Genomic DNA, 20,533 nt, shown 5'->3' on the forward strand with positions numbered 1-20,533 from the left:
GCAGCTGTCAGCGTGGTTTTACCGTGGTCAACGTGGCCTACGGTACCAATGTTACAGTGCGGTTTATTACGTTCAAACTTTGCCTTAGCCATAACTAAGTAACTCCAATTAAAATTTAGGTAAGCTGGACCGGATTAACCGGCCAGCTTTTCTTTGATTTCTTCAGCAACGTTGTTCGGCACTTCTGAGTAGTGATCGAACTGCATAGTGAACTGTGCGCGGCCTTGAGACAAGGAACGCAGGTTGTTCACATAACCAAACATGTTGGCAAGCGGAACGTTGGCTGTAACGACACGAGCGATACCGCGTTGGTCCATAGAACCGACCTGACCACGACGGGAGTTCAGGTCACCGATGATGTCACCCATATATTCTTCAGGCGTAACAACTTCGACTTTCATCATAGGTTCAAGCAGTTTCGGTTTGGATTCTCTCATCGCCTGACGGAATGCAGCGCGGGCTGCAATTTCGAAGGCCAGAACAGAGGAGTCAACATCGTGATAAGCACCGTCAAACAGTTCTGCACGAACGCCGACAACCGGGAACCCGGCAATCGCACCAGCTTCCATAGAAGTTGAAAGACCTTTTTCAACACCCGGAACATATTCACGCGGTACGTTACCACCAACGATAGAGCTCTTGAATTCAAATTGCTCTTCGCCGTTTGCATCCATCGGTTCGAATTTGATCTGTACGCGCGCGTACTGACCAGAACCACCGGACTGTTTCTTGTGCGTGTAATCAACGGTCACTTCCTGACCGAAGGATTCACGATAAGCAACCTGCGGCGCACCGACGTTTGCTTCGACCTTGAATTCACGCTTCATACGATCAACAAGAATGTCGAGGTGCAATTCGCCCATACCGGAAATAACAGTTTGACCTGTCTCGTGGTCTGTCTTCACGCGGAAAGACGGATCTTCCGCAGCCAGACGAGCCAGAGCGATACCCATTTTTTCCTGGTCGGCTTTTGATTTCGGCTCAACAGCGATTTCGATAACCGGTTCCGGGAACTCCATACGTTCCAGAATAACCTGACTATCACTCGCGCACAGGGTATCCCCTGTTGTTGTGTCTTTCAAACCAACCAAGGCAACGATATCACCAGCAGCAGCTTCTTTGATTTCTTCCCGTTCCGCAGAATGCATCAACAGCATACGGCCGATACGTTCTTTTTTGCCTTTAACCGTGTTCATCACGTAAGAACCGGCTTCGAGTTTACCAGAGTAAATTCGGGCAAATGTCAGTGAACCAACGAACGGGTCGTTCATGATTTTGAAAGCCAGAGCAGAGAACGGCGCGTCAACAGAGTTCGGACGCGTGATTTCTTTTTCTGGGTCTTTCGCATCAACACCACGGATCGCAGAAATGTCGGTCGGAGCCGGCATATAATCGATTACAGCGTCGAGAAGCGGCTGAACGCCTTTGTTTTTAAAGGCAGTACCACACAGAACCGGTACAAACGCCAGACCAATTGTCCCTTTACGGATACATTTGATCAGTGTTTCTTCGTCCGGCTCGTTACCTTCGAGGTATGCTTCCATAGCATCGTCGTCTTGCTCAACAGCCGTTTCAACGAGACGCATACGGTATTCAGCAGCTTTGTCAGCGAGTTCAGCAGGAATATCCACATAATCGAATTGCGCACCGAGTTCTTCACCAGACCAGATAGCCGCTTTCATTTTGATCAAATCAACATGACCCGCATAGTCAGCTTCAGCACCGACCGGCAATTGCGTAACCAGCGGAACAGCACCGAGGCGATCAACGATCATATCTACACAACGGTAGAAATCTGCGCCCATACGGTCCATTTTGTTGACAAAACACATACGCGGTACGTTGTATTTGTCAGCCTGACGCCAAACAGTTTCAGATTGCGGTTCAACACCGGCAACGGAGTCAAACACACAAACCGCACCATCGAGTACACGCAAAGAACGCTCTACCTCAATGGTAAAGTCCACGTGACCGGGTGTGTCAATGATGTTTACACGGTGATCGCGCCAGAAAGTCGTGGTCGCAGCGGAAGTGATCGTGATCCCACGTTCTTGCTCCTGCTCCATCCAGTCCATGGTCGCGTTACCGTCGTGCACTTCACCAATCTTATAAGATTTACCGGTGTAGTACAGAATTCGTTCAGTAGTAGTCGTTTTACCTGCATCAATGTGAGCCATGATGCCGATATTACGATACTTCTCCAAAGGATATGATTTCGACATGAAAAATGTCCGTCCTTACCAGCGATAGTGAGAGAAGGCTTTGTTGGCTTCCGCCATACGGTGAGTGTCTTCACGTTTCTTAACGGCAGCACCACGGTTTTGTGCCGCGTCCAGCAATTCGCCAGTCAAACGGTCAGCCATAGTGTTTTCGCTACGCTTACGGGAAGCATCAATGATCCAGCGAATGGCAAGCGCCTGACGGCGTGTCGCACGAACTTCAACCGGAACCTGGTATGTAGCACCACCGACACGACGCGAACGTACTTCGACAGCAGGCTTAACATTTTCCAGAGCTTCATGGAATTGAGCAACCGGATCATTACCGGTTTTCTTTTCCATATTTTCCAAAGCACCATATACAATTTTCTCAGCGGCAGATTTTTTACCGTCGAGCATCAAACCGTTCATGAATTTGGTCAGTACGATATCACCGTACTTCGCATCAGGCAGAACGATACGCTTTTCAGCAGCGCGTCTACGAGACATATCCTATTCCCCTTATTTCGGACGCTTCGCGCCGTATTTAGAACGACGTTGGCGACGGTCTTGAAGACCTTGTGTATCCAAAGTACCGCGAATGATGTGGTAACGAACACCCGGCAAATCTTTTACACGGCCGCCGCGGATCATCACGACAGAGTGTTCTTGCAGGTTGTGACCTTCACCCGGGATGTAAGACGAAACTTCATAACCGTTAGTCAGGCGCACACGGGCAACCTTACGAAGGGCTGAGTTCGGCTTTTTGGGAGTAGTCGTATAGACGCGCGTACAAACGCCACGTTTTTGCGGACATGCTTCCATAGCAGGAACCATGTTACGAACCGGCTTCGCTTTACGCGATTTGCGGATCAATTGGTTAATAGTAGGCATAAGCAGTGTATTCCTTGACACACTCGCAACGGTACAGCGCGCTAAAACAACAAAAAACTAACGGTCTGGCTTCCCTTCCCGTCAGATAATTTCGGCGGATGCTATAACGTTCCTGTTACAACAATGTGAACCCTATCAAAAAAAAGATAGACTCCACCACTCAATAGGCGGGGCATCCTATGGATTTCTGAGGTTTTGTCAAGCAAAACTACATCACGGTACGCGCCTGCTTCATAAAACTGTTAATTTCGTCACAAAGCTTTTGAGACTCCTTCAACAGAACATCCGACTTTCTTTGCACTAAATGCGAGGCCTCGCCAGTCTCACGCGCGCCATCGGCAACATCTGAAATCTTAACATTCACATCTTGCGTACCATTGGCTGCCTGCTCAATACTCCGCGCAATTTCACTTGTCGCCGCCGTTTGTTCCTGAACGGCCGCCGCAACCGACTCATTGGATTGCGCGATATAATCGACCTGAGAGACAATTTTCTCGATACCATCCACGGTCTGTTGTGTCGCCTCCTGAATAGACTTGACCTGCGCTTCGATTTGGTCCGTCGCCAAAGATGTCTGGTTAGCAAGTTCTTTCACTTCTGTTGCAACGACAGCAAAACCTTTCCCGGCATCCCCTGCTCGCGCGGCTTCAATCGTCGCATTCAAAGCCAGCATGTTGGTTTGATTTGAAATTTCGCGAATAAGATTAACCACCGACGTAATTTGATCTGACGATGTTGATAAGTTTTGGACTTCTTGTGCAATCCGTTCACTGTCTGTTTGGGCAAGTAGCGTGATTTCTGAAGCCTTGCTCACTTGTTCGCTTATTTCATTAATTGATGCGCTCAACTCTTCCGATGCGGCAGAAACCGTCTGCGCATTTTGCGTCGCCCGTTCTGCAGCTTCTGCGACCTCTGTTGAATTCTGCGCTGTACATTCCGCAATACGTTCCATGCCGCGTGCTGCGTCTTCGACTTCTTCAGAAGTTTCACTCACTGTTGCAGAAACCTTTAGGACACCTTCTTCGAAGTGGTTCAATGTATCTGAAAAAACGTCAACCTTATGCCCCATAGCTTCAACGGCGCTATTCACCTTTTGACTGGCAACCTTATAATCACCTAACATCCCCTCCATGACAATTTTGCGCCAATATTTATTTTGCGCAACATGCTGGGTGCATGCCGAAGATTCCCGCATAAAAGCATCACAGCGATCAATAATATCATTCATCAGATACAGCAGCTCATTTACCCCGCCTTCACCGCGGATATCTGTAATCCGAACTTCGAAATCCCCTTGCAAAACCTGTCTGAGCTCATTAATCGCATGGTTAATTTGATCCTGCTTTACGAACATCTTAACCTCCCATCGACAAAATAAGGTGATTGTATTCCTTACCACTGCTTTCAATTAATTTGACCACCTCTGCCATTGCGGCATTCATCCCCTCTTTGGGAGATGCATAACTTTGCTCCAACTTCAAAAGGTTGTCATAAAGAGGAATAATGGATGAAGTAACGATTTCTTTATCCGGCACACGTCTGTTGCTGTGATAACCAACGATATTCCCGGACAAATCAAAGCTAGGGGTTACATGAGCTAAAACCCAATAATGATCACCGTTGACAGCACGGTTGATAACATAGGCAAAGACTTCTTGCCCTGTCGCGATTGTATCCCACAAAAATTTAAAAATGCAGCGTGGCATATGAGGGTGACGAATTACATTATGATTTTTTCCAACCACATCGCGTGCAGATATCCCTGCAATATGTGCAAATGTTCGGTTCGCGTAAGTAATAATCCCTTTTGTATCTGTTTTCGAAACAATGACATCATTTTTATCAAAAAAACGTTCTTTACCAGTTAGTTCTGGATTTCCATAGAGTCCCATATTTTTATCCCTGTTTACACAGATTTTTTTGTTCAATTAATTCACTCGTACTTGTATCTCAAGCATGTACATACAGAAGAAATGTCCGTAAGAACCAACACACTGTCTATTCTAATATATAAGACCCACAATCCAGAGTTGTCTATCCTCAATCTCTACGTTACATATTTTTTATATTTATTTCCTTCAAATAGGAAACAATTTTAAGTTTTCAACACTCCTCTTTTTCCCCGATCAACAGACCTGTTAAATATATTCTCTTGAAGCTGGTTTTATAGTCGTATTAATCTTCTCGAACAGATTAAAAAGCGTATATCAAAACTGACATAAAAAGAAAGGGTCCATACATGCCTTATCGGAGAAACATAATATACCTGTGTTTAACTCTGTCTTTTCTTCTCTCATTGTCTGCCTGTAACACTATGGAAGGTGTTGGTGAAGACGTGCAAAAGGCGGGGCAATGGATTGAAGAGAAAGCAAAAAAATAAACTCCAAACACCAGTATATAAACGAAAAAAGCCGGGCAGAACAAATCGTTCTACCCGGCTTTTTAGTGTTTAGCCTTTGCTTACTCAGCAGGCGCTAACGGTGCGTCTGATACACCTTCTGCACCTGGCAAAGCCGCTGCATGTGCAGCTTCTGCTTCAGCTTGTGCCGCCGCTGCTGCAGCTGCAGCCTGTTCGTGTTCCGGTACATAACCGGCTTCACGATCACGCTCAGCAGCAACCTGACGGATTTTGTTCATGTAAGCACCTGTCCCTGCCGGGATCAAACGACCCACGATGACGTTCTCTTTCAGGCCCAACAAGTAATCTTTCTTGCCGGAAACAGCAGCTTCGGTAAGAACGCGTGTTGTTTCCTGGAAAGACGCTGCAGAGATGAAAGATTGCGTTTGCAGAGAAGCTTTTGTGATACCAAGCAAGATCGGTTGCCCTGCAGCGATACGATCGCCACGTTCTTCCGCTTTCTTGTTTTCACGACGGAATTCAACACGATCCACTTGTTCCCCAACCAAGAAGGTTGTGTCACCCGGTTCGGTGATTTCCACTTTCTGCAACATCTGACGTGCAATGGTTTCAATGTGCTTATCGTTAATCATAACCCCTTGCAGACGGTAAACTTCCTGAATTTCTGCAATCAGGAACTCAGCCAGTGCCTCAACACCCTTAACACGCAGGATATCATGGGGAACCGGGCTACCATCCATCAACGGATCACCTTTACGAACGTAGTCACCTTCTTGAACAGAAATGTGCTTACCCTTGGGAACAAGGAATTCCATCGGTTCAGCATCATCACCTTCCGGTGTCACGACAATACGACGTTTGTTCTTGTAATCCTTACCGAAGGTAACACGACCATCAATATCAGAGATAATCGCGTGATCTTTCGGCTTACGGGCTTCGAACAATTCCGCAACCCGCGGCAGACCACCTGTAATGTCACGTGTCTTCGCAGATTCCCGCGGGATACGTGCCAAGGTGTCACCGGCGTGAACAACGTCGCCGTCGCTTACAGACAGAACCGCATCAACGGAAACGTAGTATTTCGCTTCGTTACCGCTTGCAAGGTTTTGAAGGTTGCCGTTTTCATCAACGATTGCCAAGTGCGGACGTAACTCAGCACCCGCCGGCAAGGATTTCCAATCCACGATAACTTTAGAAGCAATACCTGTTGCTTCGTCCGTTTGTTCGGCAATGGAAACACCATCCATAAGGTCAACATACTTCACAGTACCGTTGACTTCTGTCAGAACCGGCAGAGTGTGCGGATCCCATTCCGCCAGTTTCGTACCACGTTCGACCTTTTGCTTATCGGTTACGAACAGTTTGGCACCATACTGGATACGGTGACGGGCGCGCTCTTTACCTGCGTTGTCGATCAACAACATTTCGGTGTTACGGCTCATAACCGTATCAATACCGGAAGAGTTCTTAACCGTCTGGCAGCTGATCAATTGGATCGTACCATCGTGAGAAGTCTCAATGCTGTTTTGTTCGGCACCACGTTGCGCGGCCCCACCGATGTGGAACGTACGCATGGTCAACTGTGTCCCCGGCTCACCGATAGACTGGGCAGCGATAACGCCGACCGCTTCGCCACGGTTTACCTTCGTGTTACGGGCAAGGTCACGACCATAACATGTCGCACAAACACCGTTTTCAGCTTCACAGGTCAGAACGGAACGGATCTTGACGGTTTCAACACCGGCAGCCTCAATCATAGCGGCTTCTTCTTCCTCAATCAGGCCACCGGCCGGAAGGAGAACTTCGCCTGTTTCAGGATGCATGATGTCTTCGCCGGCAGAACGACCAAGGATGCGTTCATAAAGGCTGACGATTTCGTCGCCGCCATCCATAACCGCACGGGTCGTCAGACCGTTTTCTGTCCCGCAATCGTCTTCGAAGATGATGCAATCTTGTGCAACGTCAACCAGACGACGGGTCAAGTAACCAGAGTTCGCTGTTTTCAACGCCGTATCGGCAAGACCCTTACGGGCACCGTGTGTGGAGTTGAAGTACTCAAGAACGCTCAGGCCTTCTTTAAAGTTCGCGATAATCGGTGTTTCAATGATCTCACCAGACGGTTTCGCCATCAAACCACGCATACCGCCAAGCTGACGCATCTGAGCTGTAGAACCACGGGCACCAGAGTGCGCCATCATGTAAACGGAGTTGATCGGAACGCCCGGCTCAACACGGGAAATTTCCGCCATCATCTCGCTGGTCACCTGATCGTTACAGTGTGACCATGCATCGACAACTTTGTTGTATTTCTCACGCTGAGTAATCAAACCGTCCATATACTGACGTTCGAACTCTTTCACCGCATCTTTGGTTTCATCAACCAAACGGGCTTTGGCTTCCGGGATAACCATATCGTCTTTACCGAAGGAAATACCGGCTTTACAAGCCCATTTGAAACCGAGACCCATGATACGGTCACAGAAAATAACCGTCTCTTTCTGACCAACGTGGCGATACACTTCACCGATCACGTTAGAGACATCTTTCTTGGTCAACAACTTGTTGATCAAGGAGAACGGAACCTTCGGATCACGCGGCAACAATTCAGACAGCAACATGCGGCCCGGTGTCGTTTCCACACGTTCCACGATTTCGTTACCGTCCGCATCAATCGTGCGGTAACGACACGTTACTTTCGCATGCAGACTAACCGCATCGTTATCAAGTGCCTGGTGAATTTCACCCACACCGGAGAACGCCATGCCTTCGCCCTTCTCGCCTTCCAATTCCATGGAAAGATAATAGATACCGAGAACGATATCCTGAGACGGCACGATAATCGGCTTACCAGAGGCCGGTTGCAAGATGTTGTTTGTAGACATCATCAAGACACGGGCTTCAAGCTGTGCTTCCAAAGAAAGCGGTACGTGAACCGCCATTTGGTCACCGTCGAAGTCAGCGTTAAAGGCTGTACAAACAAGCGGGTGCAACTGGATCGCTTTACCTTCAACCAATGTCGGTTCGAACGCTTGAATGCCAAGACGGTGCAATGTCGGTGCACGGTTCAGCATAACCGGGTGTTCACGGATAACTTCTTCGAGGATATCCCAAACTTCCGGACGTTCTTTTTCCACCATACGTTTGGCCGCCTTAATGGTGGTTGCCATACCGTACAGTTCCAGTTTCGCATAGATAAACGGTTTGAACAGTTCCAGTGCCATTTTCTTCGGCAGACCGCACTGATGAAGCATCAGTTCCGGGCCAACCACGATAACGGAACGACCAGAATAATCGACGCGTTTACCCAACAGGTTTTGACGGAAACGACCTTGCTTCCCTTTCAGCATATCGGAAAGAGATTTCAACGGACGCTTGTTCGCACCTGTAATCGGACGTGAGCGACGGCTGTTATCAAACAACGCATCAACGGATTCCTGCAACATACGTTTTTCGTTACGTACGATGATTTCCGGAGCACGCAATTCGATCAGTCGTTTCAAACGGTTGTTACGGTTGATCACACGACGATAAAGATCGTTCAGATCAGACGTCGCAAAACGACCGCCATCCAACGGAACCAACGGACGCAATTCCGGCGGAATGACCGGAACGACTTCCAAGATCATCCATTCCGGACGAGAACCGGATTCCATGAAAGCTTCAACCAGCTTCAGACGCTTCACCAGCTTCTTACGCTTGGCTTCAGAATTGGTATCGCGCAGTTCTTGACGCAGATCTTCCAATTCGTCTTCCAGATGGATTTCAGCCAGCATATCGCGGATTGCTTCCGCACCGATACCGGCAGTAAAGGCATCCTGACCGTATTCTTCAACCGCATTTGTGTACTGTTCTTCGCTCAGCAATTCTTTTTGCTTCAGCGGAGTCAGACCCGGTTCGATCACAACGAAGTTCTCGAAATAGAGAACACGTTCCAGATCTTTCAGGGTCATATCCAGCAACAGGCCGATACGTGACGGCAGGGATTTCAAGAACCAGATATGCGCAACAGGCGCCGCCAGTTCAATATGGCCCATACGTTCACGACGGACTTTGGTCAAAGTTACTTCAACACCGCACTTTTCACAGACGATGCCTTTGTACTTCATGCGTTTATATTTACCGCACAAGCACTCGTAATCTTTGACCGGGCCGAAGATACGCGCACAGAACAAACCATCACGTTCCGGTTTGAACGTACGGTAGTTGATCGTTTCCGGCTTTTTAATTTCGCCGTAGGACCAAGAGCGGATTTTCTCCGGACTTGCGATATTGATTTGCAGATTATCGAACTGTTGAGCGCCGCTAACCTGCCCAAAGAATTTCATCAATTCCGACATATTAGTAATTCCCTTGGTTCATGTTGACGTTCAGGCCGAGAGCTTGCAGTTCTTTGACCAAGACGTTGAAGGATTCCGGAATACCGGCTTCGAAGGAGTCTTCACCACGTACGATCGCTTCGTAAACTTTCGTACGACCGGAAACGTCATCAGACTTAACCGTGAGCATTTCCTGCAAGGTGTAAGCCGCACCGTAAGCTTCCAGTGCCCACACTTCCATCTCACCGAAGCGCTGACCACCGAACTGGGCTTTACCACCCAACGGCTGTTGCGTGACCAAGCTGTACGGGCCGATAGAACGCGCGTGCAGTTTGTCATCAACCAAGTGGTGCAGTTTCAACATGTAGATGTAACCCACTGTAACCTGACGGTGGAACTGATCCCCCGTACGGCCGTCATACAGTGTGGATTGACCAGAAGAGGCATAACCCGCCATTTCCAAATGCTTGGAAATGTCATCCTGTGTCGCACCATCAAAGACCGGTGTTGCCATCGGGACACCCTTGCGCAGGTTACCTGCCAATTCGTCCACTTCAGCATCATCCATCTCGACAACATATTCGTTGTAGATGTCGTCGCCATACGCATATTGCAGCTTTTCACGAACACCGTCGTAAGCACCGCTACGCTTGGCAGCATCCAGTTGTTCACCAATTTGGCGACCCAGACCGGCAGCAGCCCAACCCAAATGCGTTTCAAGGATCTGACCAACGTTCATACGTGAAGGCACACCCAACGGGTTCAGTACGACATCAACCGGCGTACCGTCTTCAGAATACGGCATGTCTTCCATAGGAACGATGCGGGAGATAACCCCTTTGTTCCCGTGACGACCGGCCATTTTATCACCCGGTTGCAGCTTACGCTTGATCGCAACGAAGACTTTAACCATCTTCATCACGCCCGGCGGCAATTCATCACCACGTTGCAGTTTTTCAACTTTGTTTTCAAAGCGTTCCTGAACGGCAGAAATACCGTCGTCAAAGTGCTTTTTCAAAGACTCAACGTCAGACTGAACGGCATCATCTTCAACAGAAACATGAACCAACTGACCCGGATTAAATGCATCAAGCATTTCTTCGGTAATCGGCACACCTGTTTCCATACCATTCGGGCCGGCAACTGCGATTTGACCGACAACAGTCGATTTCATACGCGCAGCCAGGTTCCGTTCGTGAATTTTACGTTCGTCATCACGGTCTTTTGCAAGACGTTCGATTTCAGAGCGTTCAATTGCCAAAGCACGTTCGTCTTTTTCCACACCACGGCGGTTAAAGACGCGAACTTCAACAACAGTCCCCGTTGCACCCGGAGGCATACGCAAGGACGTATCACGCACATCAGAAGCTTTTTCACCAAAGATCGCACGCAGAAGTTTTTCTTCCGGTGTCATCGGGCTTTCGCCTTTCGGTGTCACTTTACCAACGAGAATATCGCCAGCTTTCACTTCCGCACCGATATAAACAATACCAGCTTCGTCGAGGTTCTTCAGCGCTTCTTCCCCAACGTTCGGGATATCGCGTGTGATTTCTTCCTGACCGAGTTTGGTATCACGGGCCATGACTTCAAATTCTTCCAAGTGAATGGAAGTAAAGACGTCATCACGAACGATACGTTCAGAAATCAGGATGGAATCCTCGAAGTTGTAACCGTTCCACGGCATAAAGGCCACGAGCACGTTACGACCCAACGCCAGATCACCAAGGTCTGTTGACGGACCATCCGCCAGAACTGTCCCGACATCAACCTTATCGCCAACTTTCACAAGCGGGCGTTGGTTGATACAGGTGTTTTGGTTGGAACGCTTGAATTTCTTCAACGTATAGATATCAACACCGACAGTCGACGCATCGTCACCTTCGGCACGAACCACGATACGGGTCGCATCAACGGTATCGATCACACCAGCACGTTTGGCCACAATGGCCGCGCCGGAATCGCGTGCAACAACTTCTTCCATGCCAGTACCGACCAACGGTGCATCTGCTTGCAGCAGCGGAACCGCCTGACGTTGCATGTTTGAACCCATCAAGGCACGGTTGGCGTCATCGTTTTCCAAGAACGGGATCATCGCTGCGGCGACAGAGACAATCTGTTTCGGGGAAACGTCGATCAAGGTGATATCTTCAGGACGGGCCATGATATATTCACCCGCCTGACGGCAAGACACCAGATCATCAACAAAACGACCGTTTTCATCCAAAGCCGCATTGGCCTGCGCCACGGTGTAACGACCTTCCTGCATAGCAGACAGATACATCACTTCATGGGTCACCTGACCGTTTTCAACTTTACAATACGGGCTTTCGATAAAGCCGTATTTGTTGACGCGGGCATAAGTGGACAACGAGTTGATCAAACCAATGTTCGGCCCCTCAGGGGTTTCAATCGGGCAGATACGACCATAGTGTGTCGGGTGTACGTCACGAACTTCGAAGCCCGCACGTTCACGCGTCAGACCACCCGGGCCCAAGGCTGACAGACGACGCTTGTGCGTAACTTCTGACAACGGGTTGGTTTGGTCCATAAACTGTGACAACTGCGAAGAACCGAAGAATTCACGAACCGCAGCCGCAGCCGGTTTCGCGTTGATCAGGTCGTGCGGCATAACTGTGTCAATATCCACAGATCCCATACGTTCCTTGATCGCACGTTCCATACGCAGCAGACCGATACGGTATTGGTTTTCCATCAATTCACCAACGGAGCGAACACGACGGTTCCCCAAGTGGTCAATATCGTCGATTTCGCCACGACCATCTTTCAATTCAACGAGGATACGCAGAACTTCCAGAATATCTTCGCGGCGCAATGTACGCAGCGTATCGGGCAAATCGTCAAAACCGAGACGCATGTTCATCTTCACACGACCAACAGCAGACAGGTCGTAACGTTCTTGATCAAAGAACAAGCTTTGGAACAACGCTTCTGCGGACTCAAGGGTCGGCGGTTCCCCCGGACGCATTACACGGTAAATATCAATCAGCGCTTCTTCGCGTGTAGAGTTTTTATCGACAGACAGCGTATTGCGCATATACGGACCAACGTTCACATGGTCGATAGACAGCAACGGCAATTCAGTCATGCCGGCATTTTCCAACTCTTCCAGCAATTCCGCTGTCAGCTCACCACCGGCTTCAACAAAGATTTCGCCGGTTTTCTCGTTCACCAAATCGGTGGCAACGAACTTACCAATCAATTCTTCGTTAGAGACCAGAATGTCTTTCACACCAGCTTCTGCCAATTTCTTGGCTTGACGCGGCGTTACTTTCTTACCGACGGTCAGAACAGTTTCGCCTGTTTTCGCATCGACAACATCGTGAAGCAGCTTAACGCCCTTCAAACGGTCTGCATCAAACGTGGTTTGCCACCCTTTTTTACCACGTGTATATTCCACGGTGGTGTAGAAGAAATTCAGAATATCTTCTGGAGACATACCAACGCGATCTTCCAGTGCAACATTTTCACCGGCATTGCGTTTGTTGGCTGTTTCGTCGTTATCCAGTGCCATCAACAATGTAGTGACGGGCAATTTACGGCGACGGTCGATACGAACATACAAAATGTCTTTCGCATCGAATTCAAAATCCAGCCAGGAACCGCGGTAAGGAATGATACGCGCTGCAAACAGGTATTTACCTGAGGAGTGCGTTTTACCTTTATCGTGGTCAAAGAACACACCGGGTGAACGGTGCATCTGAGAAACGATAACACGTTCCGTACCGTTGACAACGAACGTACCGTTTGATGTCATGAACGGCATATCGCCCATGTAAACATCTTGTTCTTTAATGTCGCGAACAGAGCGCGCACCGGTATCTTCGTCAACATCCCAAACGACCAAACGTAAGGTCATTTTCAACGGGGCAGAATACGTCATGCCACGTTGCTGACATTCTTCAACGTCGTATTTGGGTTCTTCAAATTCGTAAGACACATATTCCAGCGTGCCACGCTCGCTAAAGTCATTAATCGGGAAAACCGATTTAAAGACAGCTTCCAAACCGTTATCAATACGGTCTTGCGGCTTTACTTTGGCTTGCAGGAAATGTTCGTAGGAAGATTTTTGAACCTCGATCAGGTTCGGCATCGGGGCAACAGTCGGAATACGACCGAAGCTCTTACGGATACGCTTGCGGTTAATTAGCGGATTCGCCATTATTTTCCTCAAGTTATTTTCAGGTTGGACACCAATTGCACCTCGGGTCGCCGAATCCTCAATGCAACATCGTTCCATAAGCCCCCAAGACGGGGACAACTCCTTGACAGTTACCAACTTTATCGGCCACGGCGGGGCCTATCCGGGCGGGCAACACAGGATGCCTTCACCTGCGATACAGACAAAGACAGCCGGGCCGGATCGGATACATCAATCCAATCCAGCCCAGCGATTTGTTGTCCTGTTTATATAAGCTGGACAAAAAATGTAAAGAGAAAATCGTTTTTTTTTCTTTTATCTCATGTTGAAGACAAGCTTATCGCTCATCGCCTTCCCAAAATGGTCGATCCCCTTCGCGGGTCGCTTCCGCCCGAGATCTACCGATATCACGTAACAGACGGTCGTTAAGCTTGCGCAAGTTGCGACGCTCTTTTCCACGCTGACACCAAAGGGCAAAGCTGGATATTAGACGGGAAAAGACACGCCCCCTGTTCCCTCTAATTCTAATTTCAATAGAAATCGGCCATATTAAAGAATTAAAAGTGAATGGCTTGAAAGCAAAAAAGCGGCCCTCAAAAGGACCGCTTTCGCGAATTGCTCTATAAGCTATAAAGCTTATTTATCAAGCAAAGAACATTCGTTCTCTTCATCGATCTTGCCGGATTCAACGATCTTGATGATACGTGCATTCTCGGAACCCATCGGGCAACCGCATTTGTATTCGCCAGATGCTTCGTGAAGCTCGGCTTGACGCAGGTGCCATTGTGCAACTTTTCTGTGATCTGCAGCTAACATATTATCTTTTCCTCTATTCGGTAACACTGTGAACGCTATCCTTTTAGAGGAAGGGTTTTAAATAAACAAGTACCGAACTTAGAGAAATTCTATCTTTCTTCCCAACCCAGACACAAAGAAAAAGCGGCCTCTAAACAGAGACCGCTTTTTGCAAATTCTAAAGCAAGATGCTTTTTAGAAATTACTTCAGCTCGACAGTTGCGCCAGCTTCTTCCAATTTCTTTTTCAGCTCTTCAGCTTCGTCTTTGCCTACGCCTTCTTTAACCGGCTTCGGAGCACCTTCGACGAGCTCTTTAGCTTCTTTCAGGCCGAGACCTGTGATAGCGCGTACTTCTTTAATGACGTTGATTTTCTTGTCGCCAGCAGCAGCCAAGATGACGTCAAAGTCAGTTTTTTCTTCAGCAGCTTCAGCAGCCGGGCCAGCAGCAGCAGCTACAGCAACCGGAGCAGCAGCAGATACGCCCCATTTGTCTTCCAACAGTTTGGACAGCTCAGCAGCTTCCATAACAGTCAATGCAGAGAGGTCTTCAACCAACTTATCGAGGTCAGCCATTGTTCATAAACTCCTAGAACTTTAGTTCTGTAAAAATAAAAATCAAAACACGTAAGACTTACGCGTCGCTCGAGCCATAAGCGCCGAATACGCGAGCCAATTGGCCAGCCGGTGCTTGAGTAACAGCAGCCAACTTCTGAGCCGGAGCTTGAAGCAGGCCAACAAGTTTGCCGCGCAGCTCGTCCAGAGACGGCATGGAAGCCAAAGCTTTCACACCAGCCTGATCGAGCAGGTTTTCATCCATGCTACCGCCCAGAACAATGAGTTTTTCATTCTTCTTGGCAAATTCCATGGTCGCCTTAGCAGCAGCAACCGGATCTTCCGAATACGCAATCGCAGTCGGACCGGTCATAAGGTCGCTAAGACCTTCAAACTTGCTGTCAGCAAGAGCGAGACGTGTCAGACGGTTTTTCGTTACCTTGAAACCAGCACCAGCTTCGCGCATTTTGCCGCGTAACTCTTCCATTTGTGCCACTGTCAAACCACTATAGTGGGAAACAACGACGGTAGAGCTGTTTGCGAACACTTCGCGCATTTCTGCTACAAGTTCTTCTTTCTCGGTACGGTTCACTGATCGTCTCCGATACTTAGGACGAATGCCCGCGAAAGACAGACATAAGTCCGATGGACAAAGAGCAAAGGAAAAATTTCCCCTACCCGGTTCCACTGTCTCAAATTGTCACAGAAGGTCAGTTCAAGAGAGGCGCGCCCGATAAGGCGTACATCCTAATCTTTACTTCTGTCTATGAAGGCGATTTTTAAACGGGTAAAGCCCGCACCTTCAGTCTTGGACAGTCACGAAAGGTCTTTCACCTTTCGATCAACTCCCGTCCTTTCAATGAAAGGACGGAAGAATCTCTTTTTTGCTGAGGCGGCTTTTAACCGACCAGAGCAGCAATGTCAAGCTTAACGCCAGCACCCATTGTAGAGCTGATAGCAACGCCCTTCAAATAAGTCCCTTTTGCGCCAGTCGGCTTGGCTTTGTTAATGGCTTCAACAAAAGCTTTTACGTTCTCTGCGATTTGCTCTTCAGAGAAAGAAGCCTTGCCGATACCAGCGTGTACGATACCGGCTTTTTCAACACGGAACTGTACTTCACCGGCTTTTGCCGCTTTAACAGCGTCAGTAACGTTCGGTGTAACCGTACCCAGTTTCGGGTTCGGCATCAAACCGCGCGGACCGAGGACTTTACCCAAGCGACCAACAACAGCCATCATATCCGGCGTTGCAATCACACGGTCGAAGTTCATTTCGCCGTTTTGGATTTTTTCCATCAGGTCTTCCGCACCAACCAGGTCAGCACCAGCCGCTGTTGCTTCTTCAGCTTTCGCATCACGTGCGAAAACAGCAACGCGCATGGTTTTACCTGTACCGTGCGGCAAACCGACAACGCCGCGAACCATTTGGTCTGCGTGACGCGGGTCAACACCAAGGTTCACTGCGATTTCGATTGTTTCGTCAAATTTAGCTTTTGCGCCATCTTTAACGAGTTTAACTGCTTCAGCTACGCCGTAGTGCTTAAGAACATCTACGCCTTCGTAGGCAGCTTTGAGACGTTTACCAATTTTTGCCATCGTCCTACTCCACTACCTCTACGCCCATAGAACGTGCAGAACCAGCAAGCTGCTGAACAGCGGCTTCGATGGTTGAGCAGTTCATGTCTTTGATTTTCTCTTCCGCGATTTCAGCCAATTGCGCGTGTGTAATTTTCGCAATAAAGCCCTGACCCGGAGTTTGAGAACCTTTCTTCAGGCCCAGTTTCTTCAAAATGAAGAAAGATGCCGGCGGAAGTTTGGTTTCGAAAGTGAAAGTACGGTCTTGGTAAGCTGTAATCACAACAGGAATCGGTGTGCCCGGTTCCATTTTTTGTGTCGCAGCGTTGAACGCCTTACAGAATTCCATAATGTTCAGACCTGCCTGACCCAAAGCCGGACCCACGGGCGGGGACGGGTTTGCCTGGCCGGCAGCGATTTGCAGCTTAATGTAGCCTGCAACTTTTTTAGCCATAATAGACCTCAGTTTATATCGTTACTGGGTGCGTGGTCGGGCTATGACGGACCTCCCACACGATTATTTGCTTCACAGTTGGAAGCAAAACGCAGCGCCTTATACAGACGCTGCGCAAACTTGTCGAGTCAAAAACTCTAAATTTCTTAAGCTTTTTCCACTTGGTTGTATTCCAGCTCCACCGGGGTCGAACGACCAAAGATGGAAACAGACACTTTCAAGCGGGCTTTTTCTTCGTCAACATCTTCAACAAGGCCGTTGAAGGATGCAAACGGACCATCGATGACGCGAACTTCCTCGCCAATCTCGAAAGAGATACTGTTGCGCGGACGATCAACACCTTCTTCCACCTGATGAAGAATGCGATTGGCTTCTTCTTCAGTGATCGGTGCGGGTTTGCCCTGTGCGCCAAGGAAGTCCGTTACTTTTGCGGTGTTCTTCACCATGTTCCATGTTTCGTCGGTCAGCTGCATTTTCGCCAGAACATAGCCCGGGAAAAATTTGCGCTTCGCATTCACTTTGCTACCACGACGCATTTCAACGACCTCTTCGGTCGGAACGATGACTTGTTCGAAAAATTCGCTCAGGCCTTTTTTCTCAGCTTGTTCAAGGATGGATTGCGCCACCTTGTTTTCGAAGCCTGAATAGGCGTGGATAACGTACCAACGTGCTTGTGCCATAGGTCTTACCTCAGTTAAAGATGGCTTTTACCGCCGTAGACAAAATCTGATCGACAAGGAAAAAGAAAATTGCAGCAAAGAACACCATGACAAAAACCATGCCCGTTGAAACAAAAGTTTCTTTGCGGGTCGGCCACGTAATTTTCTTTGCTTCCTGACGAACTTCTTGGGCAAATTTCGCCGGTCCTGACTTCGCCATGCTACCAATCCTTAATATAAAAGTGGTGACGGATACGTCTCAATAAAATGGCAGGAGTGGAGGGACTCGAACCCCCGGCACTCGGTTTTGGAGACCGATGCTCTACCAACTGAGCTACACTCCTACAGTGTCCCATTCGGGATTACTCAATCGCTTTCAAGACCGTCAAGAACTTGAAGCGGGGCTCGTTATATAACCTGCCCTGCCCCCTTGCAAGCCCTAAAAGTCGATTTTTAAAACTTTTTTATGTCTATCATAAATGGTTCTCTCTGCATGCCGGAATTATTGAACTATTTCAAGCCATGCTATTATGGATAAAAACCGTTCATGTAATCCCAAAGCTGAACGCTTCACTTCAAATCAATCGAATTTTAAAGAAATAAAATACCCGATAAGGATATAAACAGATAATAAAGATGTCATGGCAATTAACGTATTACGAACAAAGAACGCATCCGCGGAAACCTTTTTGCGTGGACATAAAAAGAAATAAGGACAACAAGCAAACAATGCCGGAAGAGCAACCCACACAGGTAACAGCTCCCCTTTGTATGACCAACAGAGATAAATAAACAAAATTATAAAAATTAGTGAGCAAAGGAACGCTCCGAATAAAATGCGAACCTCCTGATCAGTTTTATCTGGCACTCTTCCTTCAAAAAGGTACCTTCCCAACCAAACACCTATAAACGCAGATCCGCCATTTACGATAATATCCAAATAACCAAAATAACGTTCCGGGTGAAACCCTTGTATAACTTCGTCGTGAAGGCCTAAAAATATTGCAAATGCCAAACTTGCCGACAGCAGCCCAAATGCACTGCTTAGACAAGGACGCAGCGCCCAACAACTTGCCAATGCGATAGCAATATATTCAGGCACATGTATCTTTTTTACGATAAAACGTTCATCGGGCAACCAAAATAAAAGGGCCAGGCCTCCCACAACCAATATCATCTGCACAGAAAAAAATCGGTGAAAAGTCAGCCCCAGTTTATATGCCCAAAAGACAATCCCACAGAAGATAAAAAGCGATACCGCCCCAATAATCCACTTTCCGTCTATGTGTTGTGATAAATACAGCCATGCACGCGCACCGTTTTGTGCACACAACATAATCGCAATAGGCAGTAACAATCTAGCAAGAGCAAACGGTTTCTCACAAAAACTCAAGATCATTCAACTCCAACACCCTCGATAGGCTGCGATAATCATTCGATCACAACAAGGCCATCGTCTTTAACCCTGACCCTAATAGAATATTTTCCTTCCGCATCGCCATAATGTTTAAACGAATAGACAAAAATGCGATCTACAGGCCTGTCTTCATATTCCAGCTTTAAATCATAACCGTCCTGCTGAAAAATTTCGGTTTGCATGGCAAAGCGACGCGCTAACCTTTCAGCATGATTAACAATATGCTGTTGCGCGTTTTGATCATAGGGTATTTCAGTGACATCATACTTTGTCATTAAAGCACTAGTCGGATCCATCAAATCGCGATTTACTGTTTCCTGATCAACAGGAACATAAATTTCATAGGCTGCATCTGTGAAAAAAACTTGTGTCTGGAAGCCCTCTTTTTTCGTCGCATATGTCGTATCGAAAAATTGTTGCAGCTCCTTTAATGAAGGCGCTTCGCCCGTTTTGTTTAAAATTTTCAAACGGAACTCTTTCCAGACAATCACCCCGTCATCCAGAACCAGCGATCCGTCCGTGCCAAATCCATTTTCAGGCGTACAGGTATGGCAAATTCCGATATGGTCAAACCATTTTCCTGCAGCTTGGGAAAACAAAATGCCCGCCTGCCCGTTCTGTTCTTCCAACATAACAACGTCATCGCCAACGATGTTAAACTTATATATGCCTGCCAGAACGACAAGCACACCGACCACGCCAACAAGTGCCATGAGGTTTCTTAACGCTGCAAATATTTTCATTTCAAAAACCTTGTTTAAAGCTCTTGTTCTATCATCTCTTTTATTTTTTGTGCCTTTTCAAAATGATTTAATTGATGGGTTTCTATCCACCAGGTCGCCGCTTCCATCAATGCTTCAGGATCATCGTTTTTATTGGCGAAGAAGGCGTAAAAAGACACACCCACACTCGGTCCTTTTTCATTAATTTTACGTGTGCAGATATTTATGATCTTCTCTCTTAATTCCTGTCTCATCATGCCTCCCGCTTGATCCATAATCAATACCCATAAAAAAGGCCTCCTGCACGTTGCAGGAGGCCCTTCTTCAAACCTTGTGAGAGGTCGATTAGTCGAGGATCGTGGACACAACGCCCGCGCCGACTGTACGGCCACCTTCACGGATCGCAAAACGCAGACCTTCGTCCATTGCAATC

Annotated in this window: 22 protein-coding genes and 1 tRNA gene; 2 read left to right on the forward strand and 21 right to left on the reverse strand. The window is 47.9% G+C overall.

The features are described from left to right. The 6 genes from ACN0VA_RS17360 to ACN0VA_RS17385 form a co-directional block, all read right to left on the reverse strand. Positions 1-92 (reverse strand): GTP-binding protein (locus tag ACN0VA_RS17360; protein ID WP_417822402.1); only part of this gene is annotated, 92 nt, incomplete at its 3' end. Between the two features lie 42 nt (positions 93-134). After that, the gene (gene fusA, locus ACN0VA_RS17365; RefSeq protein WP_417822389.1) at positions 135-2,222 is read right to left on the reverse strand and encodes an elongation factor G; all 2,088 of its coding nucleotides are present in this window, start codon (positions 2,220-2,222) and stop codon (positions 135-137) included. Positions 2,223-2,237: 15 nt separating this feature from the next. Then, positions 2,238-2,708: a 30S ribosomal protein S7 gene (rpsG, locus tag ACN0VA_RS17370; protein WP_188667073.1), complete on the reverse strand. Its 471-nt coding sequence runs from the start codon at positions 2,706-2,708 to the stop codon at positions 2,238-2,240. A gap of 12 nt (positions 2,709-2,720) precedes the next feature. After that, positions 2,721-3,092 carry a 30S ribosomal protein S12 gene (gene rpsL / locus ACN0VA_RS17375; RefSeq protein ID WP_188667071.1) on the reverse strand — a complete coding sequence of 124 codons (372 nt, stop codon included), beginning with the start codon at positions 3,090-3,092 and terminating at the stop codon, positions 2,721-2,723. Positions 3,093-3,300: 208 nt separating this feature from the next. Further along, entirely contained in the window at positions 3,301-4,446 is a 1,146-nt protein-coding gene (locus ACN0VA_RS17380; RefSeq protein ID WP_417822390.1) for a methyl-accepting chemotaxis protein, read from the reverse strand. Position 4,447: 1 nt separating this feature from the next. Next, positions 4,448-4,984: a PAS domain-containing protein gene (locus ACN0VA_RS17385; RefSeq protein ID WP_417822391.1), complete on the reverse strand. Its 537-nt coding sequence runs from the start codon at positions 4,982-4,984 to the stop codon at positions 4,448-4,450. 422 nt (positions 4,985-5,406) lie between these two features. Between ACN0VA_RS17385 and ACN0VA_RS17390 the strand changes: the two genes are divergently transcribed. Further along, entirely contained in the window at positions 5,407-5,472 is a 66-nt protein-coding gene (locus tag ACN0VA_RS17390; protein WP_229734394.1) for an entericidin A/B family lipoprotein, read from the forward strand. 80 nt (positions 5,473-5,552) lie between these two features. On the opposite strand, the gene rpoC is transcribed toward ACN0VA_RS17390, so the two are convergent. Then, a complete protein-coding gene (gene rpoC, locus ACN0VA_RS17395; RefSeq protein ID WP_417822392.1) occupies positions 5,553-9,788 on the reverse strand; it encodes a DNA-directed RNA polymerase subunit beta' in 4,236 nt (1,411 codons plus the stop codon). Position 9,789: 1 nt separating this feature from the next. Then, the gene (gene rpoB / locus ACN0VA_RS17400; RefSeq protein WP_417822393.1) at positions 9,790-13,947 is read right to left on the reverse strand and encodes a DNA-directed RNA polymerase subunit beta; all 4,158 of its coding nucleotides are present in this window, start codon (positions 13,945-13,947) and stop codon (positions 9,790-9,792) included. Between the two features lie 103 nt (positions 13,948-14,050). Between rpoB and ACN0VA_RS17405 the strand changes: the two genes are divergently transcribed. Beyond that, complete coding sequence (locus ACN0VA_RS17405) at positions 14,051-14,200, forward strand: hypothetical protein (protein ID WP_417822394.1); 150 nt, start codon at positions 14,051-14,053, stop codon at positions 14,198-14,200. 63 nt (positions 14,201-14,263) lie between these two features. Here the strand turns inward: ACN0VA_RS17405 and ACN0VA_RS17410 are convergent, their stop codons facing one another. The 13 genes from ACN0VA_RS17410 to ACN0VA_RS17470 form a co-directional block, all read right to left on the reverse strand. Further along, positions 14,264-14,566, reverse strand: coding sequence for a DUF1127 domain-containing protein (locus tag ACN0VA_RS17410; protein WP_417822403.1), 303 nt, complete (start codon positions 14,564-14,566; stop codon positions 14,264-14,266). Further along, positions 14,563-14,742 carry a hypothetical protein gene (locus tag ACN0VA_RS17415; protein WP_188667059.1) on the reverse strand — a complete coding sequence of 60 codons (180 nt, stop codon included), beginning with the start codon at positions 14,740-14,742 and terminating at the stop codon, positions 14,563-14,565. The genes ACN0VA_RS17410 and ACN0VA_RS17415 overlap by 4 nt, the downstream gene beginning before the upstream one ends. Before the next feature lie 181 nt (positions 14,743-14,923). Then, complete coding sequence (gene rplL, locus ACN0VA_RS17420; protein WP_188667347.1) at positions 14,924-15,295, reverse strand: 50S ribosomal protein L7/L12; 372 nt, start codon at positions 15,293-15,295, stop codon at positions 14,924-14,926. Between the two features lie 58 nt (positions 15,296-15,353). Then, on the reverse strand, positions 15,354-15,866 hold the full coding sequence (rplJ, locus tag ACN0VA_RS17425) for a 50S ribosomal protein L10 (protein ID WP_417822395.1): 513 nt from the start codon (positions 15,864-15,866) through the stop codon (positions 15,354-15,356). A 307-nt stretch (positions 15,867-16,173) separates the two neighbouring features. Then, positions 16,174-16,869 carry a 50S ribosomal protein L1 gene (rplA, locus tag ACN0VA_RS17430; RefSeq protein ID WP_188667343.1) on the reverse strand — a complete coding sequence of 232 codons (696 nt, stop codon included), beginning with the start codon at positions 16,867-16,869 and terminating at the stop codon, positions 16,174-16,176. Between the two features lie 4 nt (positions 16,870-16,873). Beyond that, positions 16,874-17,302 carry a 50S ribosomal protein L11 gene (gene rplK / locus ACN0VA_RS17435; RefSeq protein WP_417822396.1) on the reverse strand — a complete coding sequence of 143 codons (429 nt, stop codon included), beginning with the start codon at positions 17,300-17,302 and terminating at the stop codon, positions 16,874-16,876. Between the two features lie 146 nt (positions 17,303-17,448). Then, positions 17,449-17,982, reverse strand: coding sequence for a transcription termination/antitermination protein NusG (gene nusG, locus ACN0VA_RS17440; protein WP_417822397.1), 534 nt, complete (start codon positions 17,980-17,982; stop codon positions 17,449-17,451). 10 nt (positions 17,983-17,992) lie between these two features. After that, the gene (gene secE, locus ACN0VA_RS17445; protein WP_417822398.1) at positions 17,993-18,181 is read right to left on the reverse strand and encodes a preprotein translocase subunit SecE; all 189 of its coding nucleotides are present in this window, start codon (positions 18,179-18,181) and stop codon (positions 17,993-17,995) included. A 48-nt stretch (positions 18,182-18,229) separates the two neighbouring features. Beyond that, positions 18,230-18,305, reverse strand: a tRNA-Trp gene (locus ACN0VA_RS17450). A 236-nt stretch (positions 18,306-18,541) separates the two neighbouring features. Beyond that, complete coding sequence (locus tag ACN0VA_RS17455; protein WP_417822399.1) at positions 18,542-19,360, reverse strand: VanZ family protein; 819 nt, start codon at positions 19,358-19,360, stop codon at positions 18,542-18,544. Between the two features lie 32 nt (positions 19,361-19,392). Next, the gene (locus tag ACN0VA_RS17460) at positions 19,393-20,121 is read right to left on the reverse strand and encodes a hypothetical protein (protein WP_417822400.1); all 729 of its coding nucleotides are present in this window, start codon (positions 20,119-20,121) and stop codon (positions 19,393-19,395) included. A gap of 14 nt (positions 20,122-20,135) precedes the next feature. Further along, positions 20,136-20,375 carry a DUF6500 family protein gene (locus ACN0VA_RS17465; protein ID WP_417822401.1) on the reverse strand — a complete coding sequence of 80 codons (240 nt, stop codon included), beginning with the start codon at positions 20,373-20,375 and terminating at the stop codon, positions 20,136-20,138. 70 nt (positions 20,376-20,445) lie between these two features. Then, the coding region (locus ACN0VA_RS17470) for a hypothetical protein (RefSeq protein WP_417822404.1) at positions 20,446-20,533 on the reverse strand (88 nt) is incomplete at its 5' end.

It is taken from the genome of Terasakiella sp. (assembly GCF_048267425.1).
Lineage (GTDB): Bacteria > Pseudomonadota > Alphaproteobacteria > Rhodospirillales > Terasakiellaceae > Terasakiella.